General features: G+C 65.6%; 21 protein-coding genes. 4 read left to right on the top strand and 17 right to left on the bottom strand.

Annotation, left to right across the window (positions count from 1 at the left end; translation table 11 throughout):
* Positions 1–4 precede the first annotated feature (4 nt).
* The 7 genes from pilV (LV476_RS11230) to LV476_RS08950 form a co-directional block, all read right to left on the bottom strand.
* Positions 5–571 (bottom strand): type IV pilus modification protein PilV, encoded by a 567-nt coding sequence (pilV, locus tag LV476_RS11230; RefSeq protein ID WP_434062833.1) that lies wholly within the window; start codon positions 569–571, stop codon positions 5–7.
* 399 nt (positions 572–970) lie between these two features.
* On the bottom strand, positions 971–1,444 hold the full coding sequence (locus tag LV476_RS08975) for a type IV pilin protein (protein WP_250075382.1): 474 nt from the start codon (positions 1,442–1,444) through the stop codon (positions 971–973).
* Positions 1,445–1,457: 13 nt separating this feature from the next.
* Positions 1,458–4,931: a pilus assembly protein gene (locus LV476_RS08970; RefSeq protein WP_250075380.1), complete on the bottom strand. Its 3,474-nt coding sequence runs from the start codon at positions 4,929–4,931 to the stop codon at positions 1,458–1,460.
* Positions 4,932–4,942: 11 nt separating this feature from the next.
* Complete coding sequence (locus LV476_RS08965) at positions 4,943–5,509, bottom strand: pilus assembly PilX family protein (RefSeq protein ID WP_250075379.1); 567 nt, start codon at positions 5,507–5,509, stop codon at positions 4,943–4,945.
* 1 nt (position 5,510) lies between these two features.
* Positions 5,511–6,524 (bottom strand): PilW family protein, encoded by a 1,014-nt coding sequence (locus LV476_RS08960; protein ID WP_250075378.1) that lies wholly within the window; start codon positions 6,522–6,524, stop codon positions 5,511–5,513.
* Between the two features lie 8 nt (positions 6,525–6,532).
* Positions 6,533–7,039 carry a type IV pilus modification protein PilV gene (pilV, locus tag LV476_RS08955; protein ID WP_250075377.1) on the bottom strand — a complete coding sequence of 169 codons (507 nt, stop codon included), beginning with the start codon at positions 7,037–7,039 and terminating at the stop codon, positions 6,533–6,535.
* Between the two features lie 2 nt (positions 7,040–7,041).
* On the bottom strand, positions 7,042–7,761 hold the full coding sequence (locus LV476_RS08950) for a GspH/FimT family pseudopilin (RefSeq protein ID WP_250075376.1): 720 nt from the start codon (positions 7,759–7,761) through the stop codon (positions 7,042–7,044).
* Here LV476_RS08950 and LV476_RS08945 point away from each other — a divergent pair.
* Positions 7,760–8,584: an inositol monophosphatase family protein gene (locus LV476_RS08945; RefSeq protein WP_250075374.1), complete on the top strand. Its 825-nt coding sequence runs from the start codon at positions 7,760–7,762 to the stop codon at positions 8,582–8,584. The genes LV476_RS08950 and LV476_RS08945 overlap by 2 nt on opposite strands.
* Positions 8,585–8,704: 120 nt before the next feature.
* Here the strand turns inward: LV476_RS08945 and LV476_RS08940 are convergent, their stop codons facing one another.
* The 7 genes from LV476_RS08940 to LV476_RS08910 form a co-directional block, all read right to left on the bottom strand.
* Positions 8,705–9,988, bottom strand: coding sequence for an NAD(P)/FAD-dependent oxidoreductase (locus tag LV476_RS08940; protein ID WP_250075373.1), 1,284 nt, complete (start codon positions 9,986–9,988; stop codon positions 8,705–8,707).
* Positions 9,989–10,026: 38 nt separating this feature from the next.
* Positions 10,027–10,359 (bottom strand): c-type cytochrome, encoded by a 333-nt coding sequence (locus LV476_RS08935; protein ID WP_250075372.1) that lies wholly within the window; start codon positions 10,357–10,359, stop codon positions 10,027–10,029.
* Between the two features lie 172 nt (positions 10,360–10,531).
* On the bottom strand, positions 10,532–11,107 hold the full coding sequence (locus LV476_RS08930; RefSeq protein ID WP_250075371.1) for a phosphatase PAP2 family protein: 576 nt from the start codon (positions 11,105–11,107) through the stop codon (positions 10,532–10,534).
* Entirely contained in the window at positions 11,104–12,249 is a 1,146-nt protein-coding gene (locus tag LV476_RS08925; RefSeq protein WP_250075370.1) for a glycosyltransferase family 4 protein, read from the bottom strand. The genes LV476_RS08930 and LV476_RS08925 overlap by 4 nt, the downstream gene beginning before the upstream one ends.
* Before the next feature lie 118 nt (positions 12,250–12,367).
* Positions 12,368–14,395 carry an NAD-dependent DNA ligase LigA gene (gene ligA, locus LV476_RS08920; protein WP_250075369.1) on the bottom strand — a complete coding sequence of 676 codons (2,028 nt, stop codon included), beginning with the start codon at positions 14,393–14,395 and terminating at the stop codon, positions 12,368–12,370.
* A complete protein-coding gene (locus LV476_RS08915; RefSeq protein ID WP_250075368.1) occupies positions 14,392–15,402 on the bottom strand; it encodes a cell division protein ZipA C-terminal FtsZ-binding domain-containing protein in 1,011 nt (336 codons plus the stop codon). Before LV476_RS08915 ends, ligA begins: the two co-directional genes overlap by 4 nt.
* 154 nt (positions 15,403–15,556) lie before the next feature.
* A complete protein-coding gene (locus LV476_RS08910; protein ID WP_250075366.1) occupies positions 15,557–19,033 on the bottom strand; it encodes an AAA family ATPase in 3,477 nt (1,158 codons plus the stop codon).
* Between the two features lie 127 nt (positions 19,034–19,160).
* On the opposite strand from LV476_RS08910, the gene queF reads away from it, so the two are divergent.
* Genes queF through cysZ form a run of 3 tightly spaced genes read left to right on the top strand, consistent with a single transcriptional unit; the run spans position 19,161 to position 21,599 of the window.
* Complete coding sequence (gene queF / locus LV476_RS08905) at positions 19,161–19,550, top strand: preQ(1) synthase (protein WP_058575013.1); 390 nt, start codon at positions 19,161–19,163, stop codon at positions 19,548–19,550.
* Positions 19,551–19,563: 13 nt separating this feature from the next.
* Positions 19,564–20,850 carry an FGGY-family carbohydrate kinase gene (locus LV476_RS08900; RefSeq protein WP_250075365.1) on the top strand — a complete coding sequence of 429 codons (1,287 nt, stop codon included), beginning with the start codon at positions 19,564–19,566 and terminating at the stop codon, positions 20,848–20,850.
* Positions 20,847–21,599 carry a sulfate transporter CysZ gene (gene cysZ, locus LV476_RS08895; protein ID WP_250075364.1) on the top strand — a complete coding sequence of 251 codons (753 nt, stop codon included), beginning with the start codon at positions 20,847–20,849 and terminating at the stop codon, positions 21,597–21,599. Before LV476_RS08900 ends, cysZ begins: the two co-directional genes overlap by 4 nt.
* A gap of 27 nt (positions 21,600–21,626) precedes the next feature.
* Here the strand turns inward: cysZ and der are convergent, their stop codons facing one another.
* Genes der through LV476_RS08880 form a run of 3 tightly spaced genes read right to left on the bottom strand, consistent with a single transcriptional unit; the run spans position 21,627 to position 24,860 of the window.
* On the bottom strand, positions 21,627–23,045 hold the full coding sequence (der, locus tag LV476_RS08890; RefSeq protein ID WP_250075363.1) for a ribosome biogenesis GTPase Der: 1,419 nt from the start codon (positions 23,043–23,045) through the stop codon (positions 21,627–21,629).
* Positions 23,046–23,091: 46 nt separating this feature from the next.
* Positions 23,092–24,240 (bottom strand): outer membrane protein assembly factor BamB, encoded by a 1,149-nt coding sequence (bamB, locus tag LV476_RS08885; RefSeq protein WP_250075362.1) that lies wholly within the window; start codon positions 24,238–24,240, stop codon positions 23,092–23,094.
* The gene (locus LV476_RS08880; RefSeq protein WP_250075361.1) at positions 24,240–24,860 is read right to left on the bottom strand and encodes a YfgM family protein; all 621 of its coding nucleotides are present in this window, start codon (positions 24,858–24,860) and stop codon (positions 24,240–24,242) included. The genes bamB and LV476_RS08880 overlap by 1 nt, the downstream gene beginning before the upstream one ends.
* Positions 24,861–24,880: the final 20 nt, after the last annotated feature.

Below are 24,880 nucleotides of genomic sequence, written 5' to 3'. Positions count from 1 at the left end.
GGCATCACAGCCGCGCCCTCGTCGACAAGACACGCGATTCGACGTCCGCCATGGCGTGTTCGGCAAAGGTGATGATGATGCGGTATTGGTCGCCTGACAGGCGCTCGATTTCACCGGTCGTCGACGGACCGGCCAGCAAGCCCAGTTGGGCGCACCATTCCTGCTGATGCCGGACGGCCAGTGCCCCGCCATGTCCGATGCCCCCCGATGCGCAATCGGCGGGGTCCTCCGGGACGGTGATCGAAACGCTGTCGTAATCCCCGCGCGCCACGCCCTCGGTGTCGATGCGCATCGAATCGAACATCGAATAACTGGCCACGGTACCCATCTGGTGGGCTGCGGCACTATTGGCGCTGGCCAACGCTTGCGACTGCAGTTTGGCCATGCCGAAAAAACCGATCGACAGAACGAGGACGGCGACCAGCACCTCGATCAGCCCGACCCCCGCTTGGGCGGGCAAGAGATGGCGGGAGGGAAAGGACGATCGCGGCAAGACGACGCAGTCGGACACAGCAGGCCGAGCGCCAGGCACGGATTCGTGGGCGCCGCGATAGAAACAACGTAGAAACATTGAGCGACCACGAACGTGGCCGCGAACAGAATCGGTACACATGGCGACATCCTTGTCACGTCAAAGTCGACTGCCGGGCAACGCCTCGTGGCAATCAATCGAGTCCGACCATCCTTGGTCGAACGCACAATTCAATTAGGCTGGCACATTACCAGCTATCGGTCCACGCGGGAAGGCCTCACCGCGGAAGCGGCCTATGCCCGACGAGCAGCACGTGACGCCATAAGAGGGGAAAAGAAGCCATCGTCCTATCCGAGTAAGCGGCGTAAACAGACGGGGCTCGCTGGCAGGCCATTTGCTCGTCCATAAACATACGGACTCCCTTGTCCTGCGATTGTGAAATGCAAACGGGCGCTTTCCTGCGCCCGTTTCAAATAGTCAGTTGTCCTGAATCCTGGGCTACCAACAGTCCCCGACGTTTGTTGTATCAGGGTCTCCATTGCCATCAAGACCTACGCCTCGAGTGCCAGCTTGGTCCAAAACCAGTGGGTCACACGTAGTGTCCCTTGTGGCCTGCAACCCCTTAGGGTCGGCCTCTAACCTATAGGTCGATCGGTCTAAGTTGGCCACACTGTAGGTGTAATCCTGACCAGTTTCGTTATCGGACATGCAACTGAGCTCAAGGTCACCCGAAGACAGCGGATTGTCCGTTCCCGCCGAATCGACGTCGTAACGCAGATTGGTGGTATAGAAACGTTCCATGTAATTGGCCTGCTCCGAGAGGCAGGCTGCCGCTGCCGCACGCTTGGTCTTCACCACGTGCTGCGTGTATGCGGGGTAGGCAATCGCCGCGATGATGCCAATGATCGCTACCACGATCATCAGCTCGATCAGCGTAAAGCCTCGTCCAACTCTGTTGCTGTTCCAGTGCATCCTGCTCTCCTTGTTAATCGATCACGAGCTCACGCCAGGAGGCTCGTATCGGCTCGTCCAGTTCGAGACCAATACCCCCCGAGGTCTGGAACGAACCGACACTGCCATCCTCAAAGCTGATGAACATGCTATTACCCACCATGATCGGGTCGTTGGCAAGCGTCGAGAAGCCGACAGATCCACCGCCATAGACCTGCCCATCAAGCGTCAGGGAATCCGACGAGTCGACTACACCGTCACCGTTCACATCAATGAATGGCGCGTTCACGTTGGTGCCAGAGAAAGCATTGATGGTCATCAGCCAGGACGCCCCGGACAGGCTGCAGGAGTCACCCGCTTCCGGCACGAGACTCAAACCCGTCAACAGACCACCTCGATACTGGTTGGGTTCATACATCCGCTCCCCGGTGGGATCGATTGCATCAGGATCCTGGAGATCGATATACCAACCCTCGGTCGCCGCAGGGGGTGGGGTTGATGGATTACCGTCGGCATCAAGCGGCCGGTCATGTGTGAAATACCGCGCCCCAGGCGCATCCCCGTCAGGCTCAATTTGAGCCACGATGGAGCGTTCGGTCAGCGCCGCTTTCCCACCCGACAAGTCGGTCAGGTTCAGCGCCGGCGTATCACCTTCGTTATCCCAGACCTTAAGTCCGTACCAAGTCTGCAGGGCGTCCGTCGTGCGATCGCTTGCAGATAGGTACTGCCCAGTGCCGAAGAAAACCCAGCGATTCCCCGTCTCCGGATCCACGGCTGCGCGCATACCGGCGGTGATCGGCTGATTCACATCCGTCTGGAAAGCTTGGGTGGCCGTTGCAGCCGTAATCGAGTCATTTGTCGGCGCCGAAAGACCAGCAAGGTCAAAACGCCAGACCGCACCCTGTCGATCACCGGCATAGGCAACGTCCTGAATGCCATCGGCCGGCATCGTGGTATCGAACCAGGCCGGAGCAGCGAGACCGTTATCGGTACCGGGGCCCGCCGTATGCACGCGCAGATCGCCGGTCGCCAGGTTGAACTGCAGCAACGCCGATTCCCCGGAGACACTATTAAGACCGTTCCCCAGCAGGGCCGACCACTGCGCGTCCGCCGTCTGGACCACCGTAGCCTTGCCAGTGATCTGACCGATGTACGCACTGCCGGTCCGGCCGTCACCCGCGTATCGCTCCCAAAGCACAGAGACCTGATCCGGATAGGTCACATCCAGCGCATAGACCGCCTTTGCCGGACCACGACCGGTGGTCCCCACCAGAACGCGGCGCCATTCGCCGGAGAGATAGGCACTGGCCACGGTAATCTGACCGTCGTTAAAGAACCGGTGTGCGGTCGCGTCGTAGTCGACATCAGCCAAGCGCGCGACAAGGTCATCGTATCCGGGCTCACCATCCGCCGGGATAGTGCCGGTTTCGACATTCAAACCGCCGGTAATCACCGAACCGGGAAGGTAGGCAACCCTCTCTTCGCCGGTAGAGGGATCAAAGCCATGCAGCATGCCGTCGTTGGATGCCACGTAGATGGCCGGGTCCACATCGGCGATACCGGTCTGATCGGGATTGATATCGTTGACTTGCGGATAGGTGGCAAAGCCGAAGTACTCGACAGCCCCGGTAAAGGTCATCCCGCTGTAGAGGTTCCCCACGGGCTGACCAACGTATACGGGGCCGGAATGAACGATATCGCCAAGCGGGGTGGTCCTCGCACGCAGAGTGCCATCATCGCCCCAAAGGTAATCCAGCATCGCCTGTCGCGCAGCGTCCGTCCCGCCCAAGGCTTCCTGTTGGGTCCCCGTCAGGTTGGCCAGCGTCAAATTGACTTCGCTTTGCCCGTCGAACGTCAGGATATCTCGAGTACTGGGTGTGCGATCCGCTAGCTCGGTCGCCGCTTCCCACGTCGGGAAGGGCTCGATCTGCTTGGTGTAGGGGTCAATGCGGTAGGCCTTCAGGTTGCCCGCCCAGTTTTCGGTGTCGTAGGTCGCCTGATAGGTATAGGTATCTTCGGTGATCTGGGTGGAACTGGCCGCCAGACTGGCGTTGGTGCCCGCCCGCGCCTGCGCACGCTCCAAAGCCGCCTCGATCACCTCGGCAAAATCCTGGGAGCCGAAAGCGGAAAAGAACTCGCCATGGCCATTGACGGCGGCATGCAACAGGTCGGATGCCCCGCCGTCAGCCTGAACGGTTGGGTCGGGCCAGGAGAAGCCGGCAAGTGCTGTACCGCCACGCGCCCAGTCGAAAATTGCATCGGCATCGATAACATTGCCGTCCGAGTCTTCCGGCGTCAGACCGATACCGACACCAAGCGTGACCATATGCTGCCAGAAAGCCGGGTCCGAGCCGTTCGGCGCAACGTGGTCGACCAGCGTTCCCCGGAGATCATTCTTCCAGTACTTCATGGCCACGTCGGCCAGCGAATTACTGTAATCGTCGGCGTACGGCAGCTCAGCTGGGTAGGTATATCGCTGCCCCTTGTCGTTCGAATGAGTGGGGCCAGCCGTACCATCCGCATTGGCGACGGCCGGATCGTCGTCGAGCCCCCAGTTCCCCGGGGTCACGACGATGGTGTACGAGGACCGACAAGCGAAATCACCCCACGGATCGGAAGTCGAGTAGTAATCGCCTACCTGTTTCAGGGCAGTGCGAAGCGGCGATGAACCTGATTCTCCAACCTGCTCAAGCCAGGCGCGGAAGCTTGTCTTGCTGGTATCAAGGGAAAAATCCTGCACCCCCCCAGAATCAAAATCGGTGCCGTTGGTTGTGCGCCAGCCGAGGCGAAAATCATCCGAGGCCAAGCCGTTCATGGAACGGAGAAGCCCGGAGCGAGCCATCAAAGAGCGGGTGCGGTAATACGAAAACCAAGTGCTGATATTTTCCCCGATGGTGACGGCTTGTCCATCGACCGTTACCACCTGTCCATCAATCACTAACTCATCATCGACGTTGAGGCATCTTTCTGGAGGAATGCTGTCCTGGCAATTCTTACCACTTTCCAGCACGTAATATTCTTCGCCGGCGTCGTCTACAAATACAAAAGCTTTGTGGTTATCACTCGAACTCTGCCCCACAACCGAACCGCTATAGTCGAACGAGCCGGTATAAAGCAGGATGTCAGCGGTAACGCTTCCAGATTCCAGTCCGTCGAGGGGAGCCGCAGCAGTATCCGCAAGGCGGGGATACCCCGGTGGGGCCTCGTACGGATGATCCGGATCGTAATAGAGCCGGTTCACCGCCGCGTTCCTTAAGGCATCTATACCGCTGTCGGCAACGGACCCCGGAAGATAATCCTTTCCCATTTCCTCGGAATCATCCAGTAGGAACATGATGTTCGGTGGCACATTGACCTGCGAGGCCAACGGTGTCTGATCGATTTCCACGGCGTAGGCCGCGGAACCGCCAAACGTGGCGGCCAGAATCGGTGCGACCAGACCCGCGACCCTAGCAACACGCCCAAGAGTCCCGGGAGCCTTCTTCACGATTGCCGGTTTCGTTTTCATGGGAAACTCCATTAGCCCTTGAACCAGGCTTGCAGTGTGACGGCGGCTCGTCCGTTATCGTCATCCGGGTGGCTGCTGCGAGCCGTGACCCGGTAGAACCGAACCTTGTAGTTGACCGAGTCGTAGCCCTTGAGCTTGGCCTCCTCGCCCAGGTCGCCAGCACCGCCGTATTGGCCAACATCATCCGACTCCGGCCACAGCCCCATGTACTCGACCACGAAGACGGGCGTGCCCGCCACGAGGTTTCCCGGGTCATATTGCAACGCTGTGGGTACCGGCGCCTGGTCAACCCGGACCCACTCACTATTCGGCGGCGATTCCGAATCAGCGCACGTGTCCGCGGCACAATCACGCCACTGAACCGCAGTGGTTTTCAGCGCGGCAGCGCCGCCAACCCGCAATGCCGCTTCGGCCGCCTGTAAGGCAACATCTCGATCATTCAGGTTGGCCGTCATGGATTCCTGGAGGCTCGTGCCGCGAATGGAGGCCAACCCCACCAGCGTCACGGCAATCAAAAGCACCAATGCCACAATCAGGGCAATGCCTCGTTGGCTATCCGGAGTTTGAATCGCTTGCATGTCAGTTCACCCGGTTGCGAATGGTGACAGTGGTGGACATGGATCGGCGCAGCACATCGTCATCGGTGCCAACCCGATCATCGTCGCTCTGCATAGCCAGAGACACGCGGACCGCGTCGACCTCGCTCCAATCGTCATCACTGACGGAAGAGGCCGCCACAAACGCGGAATTGCCTGGAACGTGATATGTCAGCTGCATATTGGTCACGTTGCGCACCATCTCGATCGCTTGTGCAATCGGCTCACCGGATTGGTCATCCAGTTGAACTTTGTAAAGAGATCGTCCGCCAGCAGGGTTGTTGCCGACGTACCAGCCCGCTGCCTCCAGCAGCGCCATCTGGGAGTTGGGGCCGTATTCGTATTCGTTGCCATTGGTGGTGCATTCCGTCGGATAACCCAGGCCCTTGGAGCAATTGCCCGGATCGCCGGTCCCGGTGTTATGCACCACGGTTACGTTGCTGCTGTTGTAGTTCGTGATCTGCATGATCGAGGCTTGAACCGGGTCACAAACAATGACCAGCGCCCCGTCATAGAAGTCCGTCGTCGACTCGTTGATCTTGAATTGGGCCGAGGTCGTCTTGTGGTTGGCCACACTAAAACCAGTCCCCGCCGCACCGAGCGTCTGGAAAGAGTCCGTGCCGGCAACACGCTCGGCAACACCAGTGCCGAAGGCAGCGGCGGGATCAGCCTGCCCTTCGTTGTAACCCCGCACCGCGTTGTCGAAGTTTGCGTACCAGTCGCTGTCCTTGTTGTTCAGTACATTGGCGACCTTGTCCAGATTGCCGCAACCGGTCAGGCCCGCCATGCGGATATCCCGGGCGAGAAATTCAAATGCTGTACGGGCGTGATCCTGCACCTGGCTGAGCGCCTCGTTGGTGCGGTAGGTCTGTTTGTTGGCAATGAACACACTGATCACTCCGCCGATGATGATGAGGCCAAGCACCATCGCGATCATCAACTCCACCAGGGTGAAGCCTCGGCTCGCACGCCGCCCCGACACGGAAACCTTCTGCATACGAATCCTCATAGCCTCGCCCTGGTCACTACCTGTTGTTGCGCTTCACCACCCGTGGCCTTCTCGTCATCGAATGTCACGGTGACGGTACACAGGCCAGTGGCGCTGCACTGGATCTCGCCAGTGACGCCATCACCCAACGCTGCCAAACCATCAGGTGGCGCGGCATCGCCTGGACCTGGCGGCACCGCGTATTGCAGCGCCCCTGAGCCCGTGCACCAAGCCCGCTTTTGCTCGTTCACGAGTGAGCCGCCCCCGTCGGGACAGCTTCCAACGGTCACCACACCGTTGTAATTGCCGTTCACGGCGTTGTCTGGATCCGCCCGCAACGCATCGAGCATCGAATAACTCGCCACGATGGCAATCGAGCGATTCATCGAACTGTTGTTGTTGGAAAGAGCCTTTGACTGGAGCGCGGCAATACCCAGAAAGCCGATGGACAAAACCAGGACGGCGATCAGAATCTCGATCAGGCCGACACCGCTCTGTCTCTGGATGGAATGGATGTTTTTCATAGTCAGTTCCCGCATGTATCCGAGGAAACAGTATTGACCGTGGTGCCGGTGATCAGGTGGATGCAGCGGTGGTTATTTCCACCCAGATCCGTGGCGCTGATATCCGCGATCAACAGATCCCCCTCGGGGACGGACTGACTCTCCTGCCGACCGATACCATTCCCGCCAAAACGGAGTGTCTTGGTGCTGGCCATGCTGATTCCCGTCGGGATATCGCCCATCAGTGACGCACGCACCACATCGAACGAACCATCTGGGTTCGACGCCCTGACCTCCCCCCAGTTGGCTTGGGTCGCGCAGCCGTTTGTAAGCGCTGTGCCATCGTCACCCGTCGCCCCACAGACAGCCACGGCCGCATTACGCTTAATGGCTTCCGAGCGCGCCACATTGACGGCCGTGACCCACTCGTTGGTCACCGTGGTGAGCCTGTTGGAGAGAATCAGGTTGCCGAAACCTGGTATGGCGATGGCAAGCAGCACGGCAGCCACCACAATGGTGACCATCAGCTCGATCAAGCTGAAGCCATGGTGCCGCGACCGCCGGAGGGGATGGACGAGATTACGATTCATGCCGTTCAATTCCTTTTCCACGCACTGCATATAACCATGCACGAATACGACCTGCCAGTCCCCAGCGGACGAGAGGCTGCTTTCGGCTGATGAACGGTCTGCCTGGCGTTCGTGGCGTAAAATGCGGGCAACATTTTCATCGGACGCCCCCATGACGCAGGAACATCGACTTTCCGCAACCGACCAGCAGGCCGTGCTCGACCTGCTGCGGCAGGCCGCCGCCGAGCATCTGGCAACCGACGGCACCCAGGCTGCCGACCGCAAGGCCGACGGCAGCTGGATCACCGCCACGGACGAGGCCATGCAGGCAACTTTGCAAAACGGCCTGGCCGACCGATTCCCGACACACGGTTTTCTCGGCGAGGAAATGACCGTGGCCGAGCAGGAAGACGCCTGGCGGGCATGCCTCGACGGCCGGGCGACCTGGGTGGTCGATCCACTCGACGGCACCAGCAACTTCCGCCTCGGCTTTCCCGTGTACTCCGTCACGGTCGCCCTGCTGGTCGGCGGCCACACGGTCTTCGGCGTGGTGTACGACCCGTCCCGGGACGAGTGCTTTCATGCCGCGCGCGGCGCCGGCGCCTGGCTCAACGGCAAGGCGCTGACGCTGAAAGATGAACCCAGACAGGCGCTCGACAGCTGCCTGGCGACGGTCGACTTCAAGCGCCTGCCCAAGCCGGTCGCCAGCCGGCTTGCCTGCGAACCGCCCTATGCCTCGCAGCGCTCGATCGGCTCGGTGGCACTCGACTGGTGCTGGGTCGCGGCCCATCGGGTTCAGGTCTATGTCCATGGCAAGCAGAAGCTGTGGGATTACGCCGCCGGCCAGCTGATCCTGCAGGAGGCCGGCGGTGCCTCCGCGGATCTTGATGGTGAAATCGATCATCCAGACCGGCCGGTCGAACCGCTGCCGCGCTCGGCGGTTGCCGCGACCCATGTGGAATTGCTGGAAGACTGGCTTGATGTGCTGAGAGCTTGACGGTAATGCCCGGCGCCGGGGCGCTCGGCGATGTCCGAAAGCTGGACACAAAACGACCCGCCATCTTGTCGATGGCGGGTCGTTGCCGTTCTGGCCGCGTGGCGAGCGACCGCAATGGGATCAACTGCCCCAGATATCCTCGGTGATCGAGGCATACCAGTCGCGAGCGTAGCCGGCCTCGGCCTCGGCATTTTCCCCGCCCAGGGGTGAGACGCCGCCGGCGCCCTCGACGGATACCGTCTTGCCATCCTCGACCCGATAGACCGCCGCCACCGAGATGCCGTAGTCCGGCGCCACCAGGCTGTAGCAGGTGTTGACCCAGCTCGGCTCCGGCGGGCTCTCGTTGTGGAACATCGCCACGATCGCGGCAGCGCAGTTCTTGGCCTGCGAATTGGCCGCGAAACCGGACTTCGGCAGCGGCGAGCCGATGCAGGCATCACCGACCACGTGGATCCCCGCATGGATCGTGGATTCGTAGGTGCCGGTATTGATCGGGCACCAGCCGGTTTCGTCGGTCAGGCCCGCGACATGCGCGATCTTGCCGGCTTTCTGCGGCGGGATGACGTTGATCACGTCGCCCTGGTACTCGGTGCCGCCGGCGGTGACCGTCATGGTGTCGACATCGACCTTGGTGACACCACCGCCGAAGTCGCCGCCGATCCATTCGATCATGTTGCCGTAGTTGGCCGTCCAGCCTTCGCGGAACAACGGCTCCTTCGAGAACTTGGTCTTGGGATCAAGGACCAGGATTTTGGCGTTGGGCTTGTGGTTCTTGAAGTAGTTGGCGATCAGCGAAACCCGCTCGTACGGCCCCGGCGGGCAGCGGAACGGGTTGGGCGGCGCGCCCAGAATGAAGGTGCCGCCATCCGGCATGGCTTCCAGTTGCCGGCGTAGCAGCAGCGTCTGCTCGCCCGCCTGCCAGGCATGCGGGATGGTCGTTTCGGCGATCTCCGGCGTCAGCCCCTCGACCGCGTCGAAGTCGAAATCGATGCCCGGCGAAACGACCAGGCGATCGTACTCGAACGATCGACCGTCCTCGAGCGTCACCGAGCGGGCCTCCGGGTCGATCCCGGCAACCCAACCCTTGACCACGTTCACGCCCCGCTTTTGCAGCGCCGTGAAATCGTGCGTGATCTCGTCGATCTCCTTGAGACCACCGATCACCAGGTTGGAGAACGGGCAGGTGGTATGACTGGCCTTGCCGTCGATCATGGTCACGTCGACATCGGGGTCGAACAGCTTGACATACTTGGCGGCCGTGGCGCCGCCGAAGCCGCCGCCGATGACCACCACTCGCTTGGCTTCGGCCGTCGTGCCGTCGTTCTGGCAGCCAGCCGCACCAAGCGCCCCGGCGCCGGCCATCGCCGCGCTCAGTTTCAGAAATCCGCGTCGCGAAAGACTCATGGCGGTTACCTCTCGTATTCCGTGGGCTCAGGGACGGGTCACTGGTTGGCGAAGAACTCGGCGACCGCCTGAATTTCCTCGTCTGTGTACCCCTTGGCGATGCGATTCATCACCGTGCCCTCGAGGGCGCCGGACTTGTATTCCAGCAGCTTGCCGACTGTGGCTTCCTTGGCGACACCGGCCAGAGGCGGGATGTCACCGCTGCCCTTGCCCTGAAAACCATGGCAGCCCATGCAGGTGTAACCGATGGTGCTTCCACGGTCTCCCTGTGCCTGCACACCACCGGCCGCCATGCTCAATCCGAGCCCCGCGGCCACGAGCCACATGCCGGGCAGCCGCCATGCGGGTCCGACCTTTCCGATCATTGCCATGTACCGATCCTCCCTCTGTTGGATGGTCTCCGGCCGGGGCGACGGAACACCCCGTTCGCTCCGGGAAATCATCGGATGCGATTCCCTCTATATAGGCGATGAAAACCGCCATGCCATCCCGATCGGTTAGCCATGCCATCGAGAACCGACGGCAGCGTTGTTTCTGTGAGACCTAGCCGAGACCGAGAACGAACAGGGCCAGCGCGAGACCGAGCAACGCCCCGGCGAGAACATCGGAGAGGTAGTGCAAGCCGAGCACCATACGCGAGGCAGCCACCAGAAGCGCGAAGGGCAGGACCAGCCAGAACAGCGCGGGCTCGAAGACGACCAGCTGGGTGCCGAAATTGACCGCATGCAAGGTGTGGCCGGAGGGAAAGCTGTACTGGTCGAGCGGTGGGACCGTCACCTCGATCCGCTGGTTGCGATGCAATGGCCGCAATCGCCCGGTGTAGCGCTTGATGGCGAGATACACCAGCACGCCGCCCCCACCGGAGAGGAGCATGACGGCCATTGGTTCGACGGCCGGAAGCCCGTGAACGGCAATCACCAGCAAGGCAAGAACGTACCAGCCGATTCCGTCACCCAGTCGCGATGCCAACGCGAACACCGCCCGGAAAAGGCGCAGACGGTGGATACGGTTGCAGCGCTCGGTCACCAGCGCTTCCCAGGCCAAGTAGGTGGCCAGGTACGTCCCGAGATGCCGGGACCAGCGGCCCGCCTCGACGAACCGGGGACGCAACAGGCTCATGTCTGCTCCTCCAGCACCGGGACCCGCTGCTCTGCAGTGGCGACCACCGCAAGCAGGTTCTGCTCGAACGAATCGATAACGGCCGACCAGCCGTATTTCAGTGCCGTCTCGCGAGCACGCGACCGGCGTCCGCGCGGGTCGCCATGCAGCAGCGACGGCACCTGGTCGAGAAAGGCCTCCGGCGCGTCGATCGGTGCGAGCAGGCCGTTCACGCCGGGCTCGATCAGCATGCGTCCGGCCGCGTAGTCGAAACACAGGCAATCCAGCCCGCTGGCCATTGCCTCGAGAACCACGATGCCGAAGGTCTCGGTCAGGCTGGGGAACAGGAACGCGTCGGCGGAGGCGTAGTGGCGAGCGAGTGCCTCGCCGCGCAACGCGCCGGCGAAGACCGCGCCCGGCAGATGCCGCTCGAGCCGCGCTCGCTCCGGCCCGTCGCCGACGATCACCAGGCGCGTGGTCGGACTGACCGAGCGAGCCAGGTCCATCGCCTCGATCAGCAGATCGAGATTCTTCTCCGCGGCCAGACGGCCGACATGGAGCAACACCGGCGTGTGCTCGTCCGCCCCCCACGACGCACGCAGACCCGCATCCCGTCGGGCCGGGCTGAACCGGTCGGTATCCACGCCGCGGCCGAGCACCACCAGCCGCTCGAAGCCGTTCGCCGCCAGTTCGCCGGCCTGCTTGTCGGTCGGGATGAAGGTGCCGGCGGAGCGGTTGTGAAAGCGACGCAGGTACCGCATCACCGGCGTGGCCAGCCAGCCAAGGCGGTAGGCACGGGCATAGGCATGGAAGTTGGTGTGCAGCGAGGTGGTGACCGGCAGACCGAGCGCGCGGGCAGCGGCCAGCGCCGAGGCGCCCAGCGGCCCCTCCGTGGCAATGTGCACCACGTCCGGCCGGTCCTCGCGCCACTCCGCCAGGAATGCCCGGCGACGCGGCAGACCGAAACGCACCTCGGGGTAGAACGGCAAGGCCAGACCCGGCACCTCGCCGCCATCACCCAGATCGCGACGCGCACGACTGCGCGGACAGGTCACCGAGACGCGATGCCCCCGCTGACGCAGGGCCTCGACCAGACAACCCAGCGTGGTAGCCACGCCATTGATATCGGGCAGGTAGGTTTCGGTGACGAGACGTATATCCAAGCGGCACCCCGCTGATCACACCGGGGCGACATTGCCCCGTTGATCAGAACGCTAGGCCGCGGGGATGACAGAGCCGTGTCGGACCGCTGACGATTTCACGACAACGGCGCCCGCGGCATCAGCCGGGCGCGGTGGAAGGGTCGTCGAGCAGGCGGGCGAAGGCCTTGGCGTCCAGCACCGGCACACCGAGCTTCTCGGCCTTGTCGAGCTTGCTGCCGCCGGCCTCGCCGGCGATCAGCGCCGTGGTCTTCTTCGAGACCGAGCTGGTCACCTTGGCACCGAGAGCGGTCAGCCGGTCGGACGCCTCGTCGCGGGTCATGTCCGGCAGGGTGCCGGTGATCACGAAGGTCTTGCCCGCCAGCGGTGCGTCGTCGGCCGGTGCCTCCGGCGTCGGCCAGTGGATGCCGGCATCGAGCAGTCCCTGGATGACTTCCCGGTTATGCGGCTGTTGGAAGAAGGCATGCACGTGCCGAGCGACCACCGGGCCGACGTCCTCGACCGTCTGCAACTCCTCCTCGGAGGCGGCCATCAACGCGTCCAGATCACGGAAGTGGCGGGCGAGCGCGTCGGCAGTCACTTCGCCGACCTCGCGGATGCCGAGCGCATAAAGAAAGCGGCCCAGGGTGGTTTCCTTGGCGCGTTCCAGCGCATCGAGCAGGTTGTCGGCCGACTTCGCCGCCATGCGCGGCAGGGCGATCAGCTCGTCGCGCTCGAGGCGAAACAGGCCGTCGACGTGGTCGACCAGATCGCGCTCGAGGAACAGCGTGATCCACTTCTCGCCCAGCCCGTCGATGTCCATCGCCTTGCGACTGGCAAAGTGACGGATCGCCTCGCGCCGCTGGGCGGGGCAGTAGAGCCCGCCGGTGCAACGGGCCACCGCCTGTTCCTCGTCGCGCAGCACCTCGGAGCCGCATTCCGGACAGTGCGCGGGCAGTTCGATCTCGCGTGCATCGTCTGGGCGCTTTTCGGGCAGCACCTCGATGATTTCGGGTATCACGTCGCCGGCACGACGTACGCGCACCCAGTCGCCGATACGCACGTCCTTGCGCTCGATCTCGTCCATGTTGTGCAGGGTGACGTTGGCCACGGTCACCCCGCCGACGGCCACCGGCTCGACCCGCGCGACCGGCGTCAGCGCGCCGGTACGGCCGACCTGGAATTCCACGTCGCGCACTTGAGTTATCTTCTCCTCGGCGGGGAATTTCCAGGCGATCGCCCAGCGCGGCGCGCGGGCAACAAAGCCAAGCCGATCCTGGTCGGCGAGCGAATCGACCTTGTAGACCACCCCGTCGATGTCGAAGGCAAGGCTCTCGCGCTGCTCGCCCAGGTCGGCGTAGAAATCGCGCGCGCCGTCCAGGCCGGTGACCCGCTTGCGATGCTCGGCGACCGAGAACCCCAACCCCTCGAGCCGGTCGAGCCAGCCCGATTGACGCTCGGGCGCCTCGATCCCTTCCACCGCGCCAATGCCGTAGGCATAGAAGTGCAGCGGCCGACTGGCGGTGACCTTGGGATCCTTCTGCCGCAGCGACCCGGCGGCAGCGTTGCGCGGGTTGGCGAACACCTTCTCGCCGCGGCGCTCGGCGCGCTGGTTGATCTCGGCGAAGGCCCGATGCGTCATCACCACCTCGCCGCGGATCTCGATCCGGCTGGCCGTGGGCAGGTCGAGCGAGAACGGCACGGTCTCGATGGTGCGGACGTTGTCGGTGACATCCTCGCCACGACGACCGTCGCCGCGAGTCGCCGCACAGACGAGCGCGCCACCCTCGTAGGTCAGGCTGATGGCCAGGCCGTCGAACTTGGGTTCGGCCAGGTAGCAGACCGGCTCATCGCGCTCGAGGCGATCACGCACACGACGGTCGAAGGCCTCGAACTCCGCCTCGTCGAAGGCGTTGTCAAGCGAGAGCATCGGCACCTGATGCTCGACCGTCTCAAAGGCATGACTCGGCGGGGCGCCCACCGTCTGGGTGGGCGAATCGGGAGTGATCCAGTCGGGGTGCTTCTCCTCGATCGCCTCGAGCTCGCGCATCAGCGCGTCGTACTCGGCATCGGCGACGAGGGGCTGGTCGAGTACGTAGTAACGGAAGTTGTGCTGGTTGAGCTCGGCGCGCAGGGCCGCCAGCCGCTTGCGATCGTCGGCCTCGCTCATCCGTGGAGATCGATCAACTCGCGGTAACGATCGACCGATTCGGTATCCAGCGGCTCGCGCCGGTCGTCGATCAGCATGGCATCGAGCGACTCGGCCAGGGTCGAGGCCACCTGGTGCATACGCTCGAACACCAGCGAGGGATCGGCCCCGCCACGGACCGGCAACTGCATGAACAGCGCCAGCGCAGGGGTCTCGTACGAGGCGAGTTCCTCGGGGTCGAAGTGACCGGGCGACACCGCGTTCATCAGCGAGAACCATTCCTCGCCGTCGAGACCGTGGAAGTGATAGATGGAAAACTCGCCGAACTGGAAGCCCGATTCCTCGATCGCGCGGCGCACGCGACCGGCCGGGATGGGCGACTGGTCACGGTCGACGATCATCATCGAGATCACCGCGCCGTTCGGTGCCGACTCGGCGCTCTCCGCTTTCTCGTCGTCCAGCCGGGGGCCGTCATCAACAGCCGGCTCGGCCTCGGCGGCGACTTGTGGCTCGGGTTGTTTGGGCTCGGACGGAGATGACTGAGAAGGCTGCTGCCCCTGACGAGTGAACAGGCTGGAGAAGCCCGGCCGGGGGCGATCCTCTGCAACTTTCTCAGTGGCGACCTTCTCGGTGGTGGCCTTCGTCTCGGCGTGCTCAGGTTCCGGCTCGACCGCCGGCTCCGGGCTATCGGTGGCCTCGGCGGCCGGCGCGGCCGCCGGTTCGTCATCGGCATCGTCGGCGCGCCAGACCACGCGGCCGGCCGAGGCGCCATCGATGAAGCCGTCCGCGTCCGGCGGGGACCAGCCTTCACCGGCTTCCAGCTGCGGCTCGCGACGGGCCTCGTCGCCACGCTCGTCCTCGACCCGGGCACCGACGCTGGCATCGATCGGGTCGTGGTAGCCGCCGGGATCCGTGCGGCCACCGCCGAGATCAACCGCCTGCTCGCTGCGATGGCGGCGATACATCCAGACGATACCGCCGATCACAAGCAAACCAACGAGAAGAACTATCCAGCGCAACCATTCCATAACGACTATCCCCCGAGACCCGGTGCTGGCGCCGAAAACCCGCCCATCCGGCGGGACGCCATGCTCCGACCGGCGTCAGGCGCGTGGGTTCGATACGTCTGGTGGTTCGCGGGGGCAGTCGCCCCGCTCGCTACGGTTTTCAGGGGCATCCGAATCAGGTCTCGATCAGATCCACCGCGGCGTCGACGTCGACGGACACGATCCGCGACACGCCGGCCTCGCGCATGGTCACGCCGACCAGCGCCGAGGCGCTCGCCATGGTGGTCTTGTTGTGGGTGATGTACATGAACTGCACCCGGTCCGACATGGCCGAAACCATAGCACAGAAACGCCCCACGTTAGCCTCGTCCAGCGGGGCGTCGACCTCGTCGAGAATGCAGAACGGCGCGGGGTTGAGCTCGAAGATGGCGAAGATCAGGGCGGTGGCCGTCAAGGCCCGCTCGCCGCCGGACAACAGCGACAGGTGGCTGATCCGCTTGCCGGGCGGACGGGCCATCAGGGCGACCCCGGCATCGAGCGGATCGTCGCCGGTCAGCTCGAGGCGGGCCTCGCCGCCACCGAACAACGCCTCGAAACGGGGACCGAGCCGCTGGTTGACCGCATGGAAGGTCTCGCGGAAGCGTTCGCGGGTCTGGCGATCCATCGTGTCGATGGCCTCGGCGAGCTGGGCCAGCGCCGACTCGACGTCCTCGATCTGCCCGGCCAGCTCCTCGCGGCGCTGCTCCACCTCGCGGTGGTCCTCGATCGCCGAGAGATTCACCGATCCCAGTCGACGGATCTGGGCATCGAGTTCGGCGAGGCGTCCGGCCAGCCGTTCGCCCACCCCGGTCTCTCGGGCGAGCTGCTCGATCGCCTCGGCCTCCGGCTCGTCCTCGTCCCCGGCCAGTTGCTCGCGCGCCTCCTCCAGCCGGGCCCGCGCATGCTGCTCGCGGGTCTCGCCCTGGGCGCGATCGATACGGGCCTGCTCGCTTTTCGCACGGGCCGCGTCGCGCTCGGCACGGGCCTCCGCCACGGCGCTGCGCGCCTCGCCCTGCGCCTCGGCCGCAGCCTGCTGGGCCTCGCGGGCACGGGTCTCCGCTGCCTCGGCCTCCACCAGGCGCTCTCGGTACCGCTCCCGTTCGCCCAGCAGGCCCTCGCGCTCGTTGCGCGCCCGCTCGGCCTCCTGCGCCTGTTCGTTCAGCCGGCGGGCGATCGCCTCGCATTCGTGGCCAAGACGCCGGATCTCGTCGGCGAGGCGCGCGATGGTCTCGTCGCGCTGCTCGATCTCCCGACGGGCACGGTGGAAGCGGTCGGCCGCCGCGCGCGCCGCCTCGCGGGCGGCATCCAGTGCCTCGCGCGCCGATTCCTGGCGCTCCACTGCCGCATCCCGACGCCGATCGGCCTCGGTCACCGCCGCGGCTGCCGATTCGCGCTGCTCCTCTAGATGCGCCTGTTCGCGACGAGCCGCCTCGAGCTCGTCGGTCTCGGCGGCGGCACGCGTCTCGAGCGCCTCGACGGTCGACTCGAGACGTTCGACGCGCTCGCCCAGATGCCGATGCGCCAGCCTCGCCGACTCGAGCGTTCGCGCCCGTTCGTCGCGCTCCCGGCGGGCCACATCCAGCGCACGACGGTCCTCGTCGCGCCGGACACGGCTCTCGTTCAGGGCCGTCTCGGCCGCTTGCAGAGCCGTTTCGGCGTGCGTGATGGCGGCGCCCAGCTCACGGCGGCGCGCGAGATGCGCCAGGTGGGCCGCCGCCCCCGAGGCATCCGCCCGGCCCAGCCAGTGCCGACCGACCCACCAGCCCGACGGGGTGATCAGAAACTCCCCTCGTGCCAGCGATCCGCGACGCGCCAGCGCGGCCTCGAGGTCCTCGACCGGCCGACCGGGAAAGTCATGGACCCGCTCCGCCAGCCAGTCGGCATCGGCGCTCGAGCGCCCGGCCTCCAGCCACCAGCCGCCCGCGCCCTCCTCGTCGGCGAAGCGATCGATCTCCGCGGCAACCATCGCATCGAGGTCCTCGATCAGCTCGGCTTCGAGCGCTTCGCCCAGCGCATGGCCTACCCAGGGATCATGGATGTCGGCCTCGACCAAGCGATCGACCAGGCGCGGCCCGGCCGCCTCGTCCTTGTCCGTGGCGGCATGCGATCGGATCAGCCGCTCGAGGGCCTGGTGCTCGGCAAGCAAGCCGTCATGCTCGTTCCGGGCCGCCCGGCGGGCCTCCTCCCGCTCCTGCACGATCGACTCGCTGGCCTCGGCCGCCTCGCCTGCCGCGGCCAGCTCGTCCTCGGCCTTTGCGGCGGCGGCCTCCGTGGCCTCGATTTCACCGGCCCGGCCGCGGCTCTCCTCCTGCAGCCCGGCCAGTTCCTCGCGCACCTGCGCCAGTTCGGCGGCCGCCGGCGCGGATTCGAGTCGACGGCAATCCCGGGCCACGGACTCGAGGCGCTCGGTCAGTCGGGCCTGTTCCCGTTGCGGCTCGATACGGGCTTCGGCCGCCGTCATCGCCTCGCGACGCAGCGCGTCGAGCTCGGCCTCGGCGGCGGCGCGACGGTCACGCGCCCGGTCATGCTCGGCGGCCAGATCGTCGAGGGCGACGCGACTGTCGCGCTGCTCGACGATCAGTTGTTCGCGACGCGTCTGGGCCTCGCGGCGTTCGGTCTCGCGACGCTCCCGCGTATCCCAATCGTGACGCGCCTGACGATCCAGCCCCTCGAGGCGGGCATCGAGCTCTGCCAGTCGGGTGGTGACGGCATTGAGATCATTGGCCAGCCGATACTTTTCCGCGGACAGCTCGCCCAGCCGTTCACCGGCGGCCTGATGGGCATGCTCGGCTTCATCCTGGGCGGCCTCGGCCTGGGAGAGACGCGTCTCGCAGCCGGTCTCGATTTCACCGGCCTCGGCCACGATCCGGTCAAGCTGCAGGCGCTCCTCGCGGGCATAGATCAGGGCGACGGCCGCCGCCTCGACCTGACGGTAGCGCCGCTCCTCGGCCAGTTCGCGGTAGCGACGGGCGGCACGCGCCTGACGGGCCAGGGTGGCTTCCTGGCGTTCCAGCTCGGCGGCGATGTCGTTCAGCCGGGAGAGGTTTTCTTCGGTGTGGGTGATCCGGTTGGCGGTCTCGCGGCGACGTTCGCGGTACACCGAGATGCCGGCCGCCTCCTCGAGGTAGCCGCGCAGTTCGTCGGGCTTGGCATCGACGATGCGGTTGACCTGCCCCTGCTCGATCACCGAGTAGGAGCGTGCCCCCACGCCGGTGCCGAGGAACAGGTCGACCACGTCGCGGCGGCGTACCCGGGTGTTGTTGATCTCGTAGCGGGACTGGCCGTCGCGGTCGAGGCTGCGCCGGACGGTGATCTCCTCGTAGGCGGCGAATGGGCCGTGGATGCGGTGCTCGCGGTTGTCGAGGGTCAGTTCGACCACCGCGCGGCTGGCCGCGGCGCGGTCGCCACTACCGGCGAAGATCAGGTCGTCGAGGGCCTGGCCGCGCAGGTGGCGGGCGGAGGATTCGCCCATCACCCAGCGCAGGGCGTCGATCAGGTTGGACTTGCCGCAGCCGTTGGGGCCGACGATGGCGAGCGTGTTGGCCGGCAGGCGGATCTCGGTGGGCGAGGCGAACGACTTGAAGCCGGCGAGGTACAGGCGGGTCAGGCGCATGGGCGTCCTCCCGACAGCGTCGGGGGGACGAGGGACAACGCGGCCTGCAAGCCGGTCCCTCGGCCCTTATAATCAGCCCCCCCGATCAACGGGCGATCGCCACATTGCCGCAACAGGACAGTCATCTATGTCGACGCAACCCAGCAAGACACTCGAAACCTTCCCCAACCCGCATCCGGAACGCGACTATACCATTCACATGGAAGTGCCCGAGTTCACCTGCCTGTGCCCCAAGACGGGCCAGCCGGACTTCGCCACCATCGTGATCGACTTCGTGCCCGACCAGCGTTGCGTCGAACTGAAGTCGCTGAAGATGTACATGTGGTCGTTCCGCGAGGAAGGCGGTTTCCACGAAGCGATGACCAACCGCATCGCCGACGACATCGCGGCCGCCATCGACCCGCGCTTCTTGCGCGTCACCGGTCGCTGGAACGTCCGCGGCGGCATCTGGACCAACGTGGTGGTCGAGCACCGCCAGGACGGCTGGGAACCCGCTCCGCGCGTCGAACTGCCCTGACCCCGCCCGCGCCATGACGGATCGCAACGCGCGGACACTGGGCATCGACGTCGGCACCTCCGGGTTGCGCATCGCTGCGCTCGGGCCGGACGGTGACTGCCTGTGTCTGGAGAAGGCCGACTGGCCGGTGGCACCGGTGGAGACCACCCACGAACAGGATCCGTCCGGCTGGTGGCAGGCCTTCGACGCGCTGATGCAGACGCTCGGCGCTGATGGTCGGTTGCGCGAGGTCCGGGCCATCGCCTTCGCCGGCACCTCCGGCACCGTCCTGACCGTGAACGAGGACGGGACACCTGAAGGCCCGGCGTTGATGTACGACGACCCGCGCGGCCAGAAGCAGCGTGTGGCCTTGCGGCAACTGGATATCGATCCGGACGCGCAGATCGACGCGCTGGCCCGCTGGCGCTGGCTTGTCGAGGCGCGCGGCCAGCACGGCCGGCCGGTCAGCCAGGCGGACTGGTTCGTCTACCGGTTGGCCGGCAAACACGTCAGCGACAGCAATAACGCGCTCAAATGGGGTTTCGATCCCGTGGCCGAGTGCTGGCCGACGGCCCTGACCGAGCGCTTCGGCAACGCCTTGCCCAGCGTGCAGCGCGCCGGCACGCCCATTGGGCCGTTGCACGACGACTGGTGCCGACGCTGGTCGCTCCCCGGAGAGGTACAGATGGCCGCCGGCACCACCGATTCGATGGCCGCGCTCTGGGCCAGCGGTGCCAACAACGAGGGCGACGGCGTGACCAGCCTCGGCTCGACCCTGGCGCTGAAGCTGATCAGCGACCAGCCGGTCGCCGATGCCGCCAGTGGCGTCTACAGCCACCGCTTCGGCGAACGCTTCGCCGTCTCCGGCGCATCCAACACCGGCGGGCGGGCGCTCGCCGCACACTTCTCGGCCGACGAGATCGAGCGGCTCAGCCGGGACATCGACCCCGAGCGACCCGACACCCTCGGCTACTGGCCTCTGGCCGGTCGCGGCGAGCGCTTTCCGGTGGTCGCACCGAACATGGGCCCGCGCCTGACTCCGCGCCCGGCCGATCCGGCCGCGTTTCTGGCCGGCCTGCTGCGCGGCATCGCCCGGATCGAGGCCATCGGCTACCGGCGTTTTGCCGAGTTGGGCGGCTCGCCTCTGCGACGAGTGCTCTCCTCCGGTGGCGGGGCGCAGAATGCCGTGTTCCGGGCCATCCGTGCCCGGGCCCTGGGCGTACCCGTCACGGTGGCCGAGCATACCGAGGCGGCCGTCGGCGCCGCCCGGTTGGCCGAGCATTCACTCCACGACGCCCCGACGACAGGAACGACTCGATGACCACCCTGAAACAGGCGGCCCGCGAGATGGGCGGGCTGGGCTACTGGCTCGCCGGCTGGCGACTGATGTGGCAGCCGGGACTGCGCCGCTTCACCCTGATCCCGCTGCTGATCAACGTGCTGCTGTTCGCGGTCGCCGGCTGGCTGCTGCTGAGCTTTGCCGGCGGCTGGATCGACTCGCTGCTGCCCGGCTGGCTCGACTTTCTCTACTGGCTGCTGATGCCGCTGCTGGTAATCACGCTGCTGGTGGCGACCTACTTCAGCTTCACGCTGGTCGCCAACCTGATCGCCGCGCCGTTCAACGCCGTACTCGCCGCGCGGGTCGAGGAGCACCTGACCGGGCGACCTCCCGCCGACGATGGCGGTCATCTCCTGGCCGAGGCGGGCGGCGCTCTGGTCGACCAGGGCCGTCGGCTGGGCTACCTCGCCGCCTGGTCGCTTCCGCTGTTCCTGCTGCTGTTCATCCCGGGTCTCAACCTGTTCGCACCCATCGCATGGTTCCTGTTCTCGGCCTGGATGATGACGATTGAGTACGTCGACAACCCGGCGGGCAACCACAGCCTGTCGTTTGCCGAGCAGCGGCGTCGCTTGCGCGGGCGGCCGGCACTGACACTGGGATTCGGCAGTCTGATGACACTGATGACGCTGGTGCCGGTGGCAAACTTCTTCGCCATGCCGGTGGGCGTCTGTGGGGCAACCCGGATGTGGGTGGAAGGGTTCCAGGAGATGGAACCCGGAAAACAGGACTGAAGGGGCGAAAGCGACCGCGCCAGCGGGTCAGCCCTTGCGCGGCTCCCGACCCTTCGAGCGTCGGCGGGCCTCGGCCTTCTTCTGCTTGACCTTCTGCAACGGCGTGCGCCGGTCGAACTTGCCTTCGTAGGGGTTCGAATCGGTGCGGAATTCGATCCGGATCGGCGTGCCCATCAGGTCGTATTCCTTGCGGAAATACGATTCGAGGTAGCGGTGGTAGTGCCCCGGCAGGCGCTTGGTCTGCTTGCCGTGGATAACGATCACCGGCGGGTTGCTGCCGCCCTGGTGGGCGTAGCGCAGGCGGATGCGCCGGCCGTGGACCAGTGGCGGCTGGTGCTGCTCGACGGCCGCCTGCAGGGTGCGGGTAAGCGCATTGGTCGAGATCGAGCGCATCGCGGCGTCATAGGCCTGATCGACGCTCTCGAACAGGTGGCCGACGCCGGTGCCGTGGAGCGCGGAGATGCGGTGGATCTCGGCGAAGTTGATGAAGCCGAGCTTGCGCTCGATCTCGGAGCTGACCCGCTCGCGGATGTCGCTTTCCAGGCCGTCCCACTTGTTCACCGCGATCACCAGTGCGCGGCCACGATCGTTGACGAACCCCAGCAGATGCTGGTCCTGGTCGGTGATGCCCGTATGCGCATCCAGCACCAGGACGACGACGTTGGCCGCCTCGATCGCCTGCAAGGTTTTGACGATACTGAACTTCTCGATTGCCTCGCCCACACGCGACCGGCGCCGCACCCCGGCGGTGTCGATCAGGGTGTAGGGCTTGCCGTCGCGCTCGAACGGGATCTTGATCGAGTCACGCGTGGTGCCCGGCTCGTCGAAGGCCAGCACGCGCGACTCGCCCAGCAGGCGGTTGGTCAGGGTGGACTTGCCGACGTTGGGACGGCCGACCAAGGCAACGGTAATACCCCGCTCGTCCGCCTCATCGGCCTCCTCGGCGTCGAACGACTCGGGCAGCATGCCCTCGAGTCGATCCCACAGACCACCGATGCCGCGGCCATGGGTTGCAGCCAGGAAGGCCGGCTCGCCCATGCCCAGCGCCCAGAACTCGGTCTGGACCTCGGTCTCGTCGACGCCGTCGATCTTGTTGACCACCAGCTGCACCGGCTTGCCGGCCCGCCGCAGCTCGGCGGCAATCTGTTCGTCGGCGGCGGTGAGCCCGGCGCGGCCGTCGACCAGGAAGGCAACCAGGTCGGCCTCTTCCACGGCCAGCCACGCCTGGTCCTGCATCAACGCCTCGATGCCGCCGCGCTCGCCGGTCAGACCGCCGGTGTCGATCACCAGCCAGTCGCGGCCTTCATGGCTCGCGGTGCCGTACTGGCGATCCCGGGTCAGGCCGGCATAGTCGGCCACCAGGGCGTCGCGACTGCGGGTCAGCTGGTTGAACAGGGTCGACTTGCCCACATTGGGGCGGCCGACCAGGGCGATCACGGGTTTCATCGCGTTGCGGGACTCATGGGGAAATATGCGGCAGGCGGCGCCCGGCTCAGTCGAGCTTGAACACGCGCAGTTTGCCGTTACGGGTGACCGCCACGCCCTTGCCGTCGACCTGCAGGATCGGATCGATCAGCGGATCGCCCCAGTCGTCCCGGCCGACCAGAGCACCGCTGGTGGTGGAGAGCACGTGCACGTAGCCCTCGTTGTCGCCAACCACCAGGTAACCGCCGATCAGGGCCGGGCCCGTCAGGCCGCGATGGGCGAGGTCGGACTGTCGCCAGAGGGCGTCGCCACTGCGGCGGTCGATCGCCCAGATCACGCCATCGGCGTCGCTCAGGTAGAGCGCGCGCTCGCCGGCGGCGATGCTGTTGGCGTTGGAGAAGTTGCGCGACCACAGTTCACGCCCGCCCTGTGCGGCCAGCGCAGCGAGCTTGCCCTGGTAGCTGGCCGCGTAGAAGACACCGTCGGCGAACACCGGCGTGGCATCCACGTCCACCATGCGGTCGACGTCGGTCCGGCCGGTCGGCAGGGCCACGGACTGGCTCCAGAGTTCGTTGCCGTCTTCACGGGCAAAGACGGCCATCGTGCCGTCATCGAAACCGGCGGCCAGAGCATCGGGGAACATCAGCACGCGACCCTGTCCCTGCAGCGTCAGCGCCGGCTGGCTGCGCGCCTGGCGCCAGCGGACCTCGCCGGTCTCGGCATCCAGCACGACCAGGGTGCCGTCACGTCCGCGCACGGCCACGTCGCTGAAGCCCACCGACGGAGCGGCATCGACCGAACTGCGGATCGAGACGGTCCAGCGCGTTTCGCCGCTCTTCGCATCGAGCGCGAACACCCGGCCGTCATCGGAGCCGAATACCACCAGCCCGCTGCCGGCGCCACCGCCGAAGCTCAGGTCGGCATCGAGGTCGGTCGACCACAACTCGTCGCCCGATTCGAGTTCGTAGGCGAGCACGTCGCCCGCCGGGCCGGCCACGAACAGGCGCCCCTCGTCCTCGACCGGGGCGATCGAGGTGAGGTCATTGTCCTGGTCACCACCGGAGGAATCACTCCAGACGACCTGCGGCGGGTTGTCGTTACTGATCTCGGTCAGCGGCGTGGGCTTGACCAGCTCACGCGGCGAGGAACAACCGGCCAGCACCACGGCAAGCGCGGCGATCGGCAGGCCCAGGCGGGCAACACGCAAACTCTTCATCACGACTCCTCCTCGGCAGCCGGCAGGCTGTCGAGCTTCATCTGCAGCAGGCCGTTGGCGCCGCTCTCGGCGGCCGCCTGTTCGTAGGCCTGACGGGCGGCAACCAGTTCACCCTGGTCGGCGAGCACGTCACCGCGCAGTTCGGCGAACAGGCCGTCGAAACCGGCGACTGGCTTGGCCAGTCGGTCAAGTGCCTCCTGGTGCTTGCCCTGGGCCCAGAGCACCCGGGCGAGCCGCAGGTCAACGGTGGCCACGAACTGCTCGCGATCGGCGCTCGCACGCGCCTTTTCCAAATAGGCCACGGCGGTGTCGAGATCGTTGTTCTCGACCGCGGCACCGGCGCCGATCAGCCAGGCCAGCGCCGTGTAGCTGGTGCCATCGTGCGCCGAGGCGACCGCTTGGGCCTGCTCGACCACGTTGCCTTCGCCGCTGACCGCCATCTGTTCGAGCTGGGTAAAGGCGGCAGCGGCCGAGGCGGCCCGGTTGTCCTGCCACGCCTGCCAACCCTGCCAGCCGACCAGGCCGGCCACGCCGAGCACGACGCCGGCGATCACGGTCCGGCCGTTCTCCGACCACCAGTCGCGGATGCGTTCGATCTGTTCTTCGTCTGAGGCGACCATAGGGGTTCCCGATGTGTTCC

The sequence above is a fragment of the Guyparkeria hydrothermalis genome, from assembly GCF_023555385.1.
GTDB classification, from domain to species: domain Bacteria; phylum Pseudomonadota; class Gammaproteobacteria; order Halothiobacillales; family Halothiobacillaceae; genus Guyparkeria; species Guyparkeria hydrothermalis_A.
This window is presented reverse-complemented; position numbering and strand designations above follow the sequence as displayed.